The 2784-nt window shown below is 73.0% G+C and carries 1 protein-coding gene and 1 pseudogene; both read left to right on the top strand.

Annotated features, from left to right (window positions below; all coding sequences use genetic code 11):
- A pseudogene (locus tag V7E46_RS33220) lies at positions 1–848 on the top strand (serine/threonine protein kinase); the annotation flags it as partial.
- Positions 849–1286: 438 nt separating this feature from the next.
- Complete coding sequence (locus V7E46_RS33215; RefSeq protein WP_333771880.1) at positions 1287–2732, top strand: DUF4331 domain-containing protein; 1446 nt, start codon at positions 1287–1289, stop codon at positions 2730–2732.
- The last annotated feature ends 52 nt before the right edge of the window (positions 2733–2784 follow it).

Genomic DNA, 2784 nt, shown 5'->3' with positions numbered 1-2784 from the left:
CCCCGCCCCCGACGCACACCCCGCAGGACCTGCGTCCCCCGCAGTCCACACCGGCGCCGTACGGGGACGGCCTGCCCCCTTCGGCCTACAGCGGCTGGACACCGCCGGCGCACGTGCTGCCCGCGCCGCCCGCCAGGACCGGCCGCCGCCGCGGCCCGGTCACCGCGCTGATCGGCGCCGGGTCGGCGGCGGCCGTCGGCGTGCTGGTGTGGATCGCGCTGCCGGACGGCCCTGGCAAGGCCGCGGCCGGCGACACGGGCGGGTCGCCCTCCGCGGCGGGCGCCCCGGCAGCCTCCTCGACCGCGTCCGCCGCCCGGAGGACTGCCGGCCCGACCGGCACCGCGGCCGGTCCCTCCGTCACCGCGGCCGGCTCGGGCACATCCGCCGGGCAGGGCGGCACGTCCGGGCAGGGGGGCCTGCTCACCCCGGCGGGTGTGCGGACGGTCGTCGCCGCCTTCACCCCGCACATCGCGGGCAACAAGGTCATCTCGCTGACCGTCTACGAGGACTACGCCGTCGCCGAGGCCCCGACGCCGAAGGACCCGAGCGTCTACGACCGGCTGCTCTACCGCGACGGCCGGGTGACCGCGGAGCCGGGCGGCACCGTCAAGGACGCCATAGAACCGCCGGCGAGCCTGTCCCCCTACAACTGGGACGTGATCACCGGGCTGATGGACCAGGCCGAGCAGAAGCTCAACGTGCCGCATCCGACGTCCCGCTACCTCATCATCGGCAGCGACATCATCGACGGGACCCCGCAGATCAGCGTCTACTTCTCCGACGACTACGGCAGCGGCTACCTCAGCGCCACTCCCCGGGGCAAGGTCACCGACACCCACCCGAAGTAGGGTCCGCGCGGGGCCGGGCCGTCCGCGGACGGCCCGGCCTTCCCGCGCCGCCCCATCACGCTTGCCGCTTCCGAGGCGGGCCGACGCCTTCCGGGGTGACGGCCGCTGGCGGGGACGCTCGAAGTCCCATACGAACCCGGCGGCGGCGGCCGTCGTGGGCGCTGCCACCTCGAACCGCATGTCCGTCATGCGACTTGAGCCACGGTCACGCCACCATGACCGCTTTCCGCCCGCAACGCGACTGAGCCGAACGGATTCCCGCGTACGCCGGGGCAGCCGTACGCCCCTGCTCTTCGGCCACCGGACCGGAAAAACGTCGGCCACCCGGGTGGAGTCGGCCGGGTCGGGCAGTCCGCCGGGGGCATGGGGACGAACCGGGCAGGAACGTGTGACGCGGCCCAGCGAGGCCGCGTCCTCCGCCCGAGAGAAAGCCCCTCCATGACCCTTCGCAGAAAACCGGCCCGCATCGGCCGGCGGCGGTCAGCCGCCCTCCTGCTGACGCTGGGCACCGCTGTCGCGGGCGCGGCGCTGGCCGGTCCCGGCGCCGGTGTCGGCCAGGCGTCCAGCCACCGCGAGGCACCGCTGATCGCCTCGGACCCGCAGGTCGACAACACCGACCTGTACGCGTTCTCCAGCCCGGACAAGTCCGACACGGTGACGCTGGTCGCGAACTGGTACCCCTTCCAGGAGCCGAACGGCGGGCCGAACTTCTACCCGTTCGCCACGGACGCCCACTACGACATCAACATCGACAGCCAGGGCACCGGCACGCCGGACCTGACCTACCGGTGGACGTTCCGCAACGAGGACCGCCGCGGCGACAAGACGTTCCTGTACAACAACGGGGTCGTCAACAACCTCACCGACCCCACCCTGCTGTTCCGCCAGCACTACACGCTGCAGGAGATCAGGACCGGGCACCGCCCCGTGACGCTCGTCGACGACGCCGTCGCCGCCCCGTCGAACGTGGGCAAGGCGTCCATGCCGGACTACGGGAGGCTGCGCAGCCAGGCGACCCGCAGACTGCCCGGCGGCGGGCAGACCGTGGCCAGCCAGGCGGCCGACCCGTTCTTCCTCGACCTGAGGATCTTCGACCTGCTCTACGGCGGGAATCTGAGCGAGACCGGGCACAACACGCTCAACGGCTACAACGTCAACACCCTGGCCATCCAGGTGCCCAAGTCGGCGCTGGCCTACCGCGGCAACGCCACCCGCAACCCGGTCGTCGGCGTGTGGAGCTCCACCGAGCGGCGCACCATGCAGCTCAGCCCGGGCAAGTCCACCCCGACAGGCCCGTACGTGCAGGTCTCCCGGCTCGGCAATCCGCTGGTCAACGAGGCGGTCGTCCCCGCGGGCCTGAAGAACGCCTTCAACGCCCTGCCGCCGTCGCAGGACCACAACCAGCCCAAGCTGGTCGCGAAGGTCCTCGACCCCGAGGTGCCCAAGCTCGTCCAGGCGATCTACGGCATCCCCGCGCCCGCCACCCCGCGCACCGACCTCCAGGAGATCTTCCTGACGGGCATCGCGAAGGCGGCGGGCGGTCCGCTGGCCGTCGACCTCAACTCGCAGCTGCTCAACAAGGACATCGACAAGCGCCGCTTCGTCCCCGCCGAGGAGCTGCGGCTGAACATGTCGACCCCGGTGACGGCGAAGCCGAACCGGCTCGGCGTGCTGGGCGGCGACTTCCAGGGCTTCCCGAACGGGCGGCGCATGGGCGACGACGTGGTGGACATCGCCCTCCAGGCGCTGGAAGGCGCCACTCCGGGCCACCTCATCCAGGCCCTGGCCGCCGGTGACGGCGTCAACGGACCCGGCCGCCCCTACACGGGCAGCTTCCCGTACATCGCGCTGCCCTTCACCAACGCGGTGAACCAGGCCGGATGACCCCGGGGGGGGGGGGGGGGGGGGGGGGGGGGGGGGGGGGGGGGGGGGGGGG

It is taken from the genome of Streptomyces sp. IBSBF 2435 (assembly GCF_036815005.1).
Lineage (GTDB): Bacteria > Actinomycetota > Actinomycetes > Streptomycetales > Streptomycetaceae > Actinacidiphila.
This window is presented reverse-complemented; position numbering and strand designations above follow the sequence as displayed.